The following is a 2720-nucleotide window of genomic DNA, read 5'->3' as shown; positions in this document are numbered from 1 at the left end:
GAGATGAAGCTGGTGCGGGCTGTTCCCTATGGAGACATCACGGAAAACGATCTGGTTTCTGGTAGTGCATCGGCGGAAAAATTCAGCGAACATCCTGTCGGAAAAGCAATTGTGCGGGAGGCAGTGCTCCGGAATCTCGCTGTTCCGGATCCGGAGTCCTGCGAAGTTGTTCCGGGCCTTGGAGTAAAAGCGCGGGCGGGAGGACGTGAGATCCTTGTCGGCAGGCCGGAATTTTTTGAAAAATGCGGATGTCATCTCTCAGCAAATGATCTGGAAAAAATTGCTGGAAATTCACGGGACGGTTCAAGTGCGATTCCGGTAATGATCGACAGGAGCCTGGCCGGTCTCCTGGTTTTCGAAGACACGATCCGGGAGAACGCAGAGGAAACCATACGAAAACTCCAGCAATCCGGTATCAGATCGGTAATCGTAACGGGAGACAACCGATCGGCAACGGAGCGGATCGCAAAGGCAGCAGGGATCACGGATTTCCATGCAGAAGTATTTCCTGACGAGAAGGTTACTGTTGTAAAGTCTTTCCAGAAGCAGGGCCATCACGTACTCTTCGTGGGGGATGGAGTGAATGATGGCCCGGCGCTTGCAACCGCCGATGTCGGCGTTGCCATGGGGATTACCGGTACCGATGTAGCTATCGAGACTGCGGGAGTTGCATTACTTTCCGACGACCTGTCCCGGCTGCCACACCTGATCCATGTATCGCAAAAGGCTCTTCGGACAATCCGGCAGAACCTTATCTTTGCAGTCGGTGTCCTCCTCATCGCGGTGGTCCTCACGGTCGCGGGAATCCTCACTCCGGTAACCGGTGCATTGTTGCATGAATTATCGTCAATTCCGGTAATTGCCAATTCGGCGCGGCTGATTGCACTACGGTAAAACCGAGGAATAGGGAAAAACGAGGTATTAGTATCAGGGAGAACAACAACACCAGTAGTTCACCTTTTAAGATGATTGGATATTCCATGCGACAGACATCCCTTCCGGTATTTCTTCAGGTCCAGAGGAATAGGGGGATCCTCCTGGAGGGGGAGGGAAATGACGGTTGTGCCGGTTAATCGCTTCCCCGGGAGGGTCCGGTCCCTGACTCACCGGTCACATTCTCTGGTGATCGCTCTCCGATGCAACCGGAGAATATGTTGATTCTGGGTTCGTGGTATCAGAATGCACAGGGTCATATAAGCCGGCAACATTTCCCCGACGGTAACGGGCAGGATCCTGCCTATCTACGGGTAATTCCAGAGGGATTACCGTTAATTTTACCATCTCGAGGGCTTTGAGTGCCATCAAATGATCGAGGAGTTCCTTTATCTGCGTGCCACCACCCTGTACCAGGAGGATTTCAAGACAGCGGTTTTTACTGATATACCTGCGGAGCGAGCTCCGTATCAGATCCTGCCGGTTCAGCAGAATATCGTGAACGGAAAAGAGGAGATGCTGGTTCCTGAAGTCATAAATGACGGTAAGAACTCCTTTACGCTCATCAGCAGTATCAGTTCTCCACTGGTCATTGGTATTATAGATCCTGATTGCGTCGCGAATCCCCTCTGATCGGGAAGTATAACCCCGGCATTTCAGGATCTCATCAAATTCACCCAGCAGATGTTCCGGGAGAGAAACACCAATGCGGGAGAGATCGTCATCACCTTGCATAGTCGATAAAGTTGTCCCTTAACTCTCATTAATGTTGTGAGATTTATTTAATTTCGTAACACTTAGTAAAAATATGGATCCAATTCCGATTATCGCCTTTGGGGTCCGTTTCTGCATCCTGCCTGCAGCATTTCCTCTTAGGATGCCTTTTTCCACGATTTCTTGTTTTGCAGCAACTCCAGGACGATCTTCACTGCTTCCGGCACAGCATTTTTCACTTCCTCGGACAGGCCAATCTCCAGGTACGGATAGGTGACACGACAAGGCTGGCATCCGACAAGGGTGACAGAGTACCGGTTGCTGAGATGGTGGATCCATTCGGCGATACCTCCCGGGTGGGCGTCACGGAGCCTGCCAAACGGGAATGGTTCCGGCCCGAACCGGGCAATGGAGCCGGGCCGGGCCCTGAAGTCGATGGAATCTATCAGGATGATCGCTTCGGTCACCTCCGTATCAAGCAGCGGAAAGAGAAAGTAGTTGGCACTGGTACCGGCATCCAGTACTACAACGGTTTTTGGAAGAACCAGCTGCTGAAGCTCACGAACAACAGCAGGGCCAAACCCATCATCCGCAAAGAGCGGATTGCCGCAACCGGCGATGATAGTCTTAGGAAATATCAGTTCTCCACCTGATAATTCCTTGTCACCCATTTTTCACTTCCGCACAAAAGTGGTACCGGAAAACTTCGTAACCGGAGAATCGTTTTGTTTCCATGTCTCTCAGGGCATTACTGACCGGAAAGTCTCTGGTCTTATCGTGTTATGCAAAAAAACGAGTAGAGCAACCATTATCTGGGGACGTTGTCCGGTTCATGACTGCCCAAAAGTGTTAACCCTTTGCATCTTCGGTATCTTCTCTCCTGAATTATCCCGTATTAAAAGACCGGCTCTCCCTTTTCCTGCAGATACTTCTCTCAGGACAGGGACAAACCAGTCAATAGCGGTATTTTTATATTCCTAGGTTATGATATCGGATCTTTGCTTGTCACCTCCCCCTTCCGGAAACCAGAAGCTTGTGATGAGATCCCGTGTTCTCAGGTGTTTGTTCTGGAT

The 2720-nt window shown here is 50.7% G+C and carries 3 protein-coding genes; 1 reads left to right on the top strand and 2 read right to left on the bottom strand.

From position 1 onward, the window contains the following. Positions 1–894 (top strand): cation-translocating P-type ATPase (locus CW742_RS10020; protein ID WP_292419898.1); only part of this gene is annotated, 894 nt, incomplete at its 5' end. 216 nt (positions 895–1110) lie between these two features. Here CW742_RS10020 and CW742_RS10015 read toward each other — a convergent pair. Together CW742_RS10015 and frhD are read right to left on the bottom strand one after the other, a co-directional pair. Continuing rightward, the gene (locus tag CW742_RS10015) at positions 1111–1668 is read right to left on the bottom strand and encodes a ribbon-helix-helix protein, CopG family (RefSeq protein WP_342764872.1); all 558 of its coding nucleotides are present in this window, start codon (positions 1666–1668) and stop codon (positions 1111–1113) included. 137 nt (positions 1669–1805) lie between these two features. Next, positions 1806–2318, bottom strand: a complete 513-nt coding sequence (gene frhD / locus CW742_RS10010) for a coenzyme F420-reducing hydrogenase, FrhD protein (protein WP_292419895.1) — start codon at positions 2316–2318, stop codon at positions 1806–1808. Between the last annotated feature and the right edge of the window lie 402 nt (positions 2319–2720).

It is taken from the genome of Methanoregula sp., from assembly GCF_002835825.1.
Taxonomy (GTDB): domain Archaea; phylum Halobacteriota; class Methanomicrobia; order Methanomicrobiales; family Methanospirillaceae; genus Methanoregula.
The sequence above is the reverse complement of the archived record's forward strand: the minus strand, read 5'-3'. Positions and strand labels throughout refer to the sequence as shown.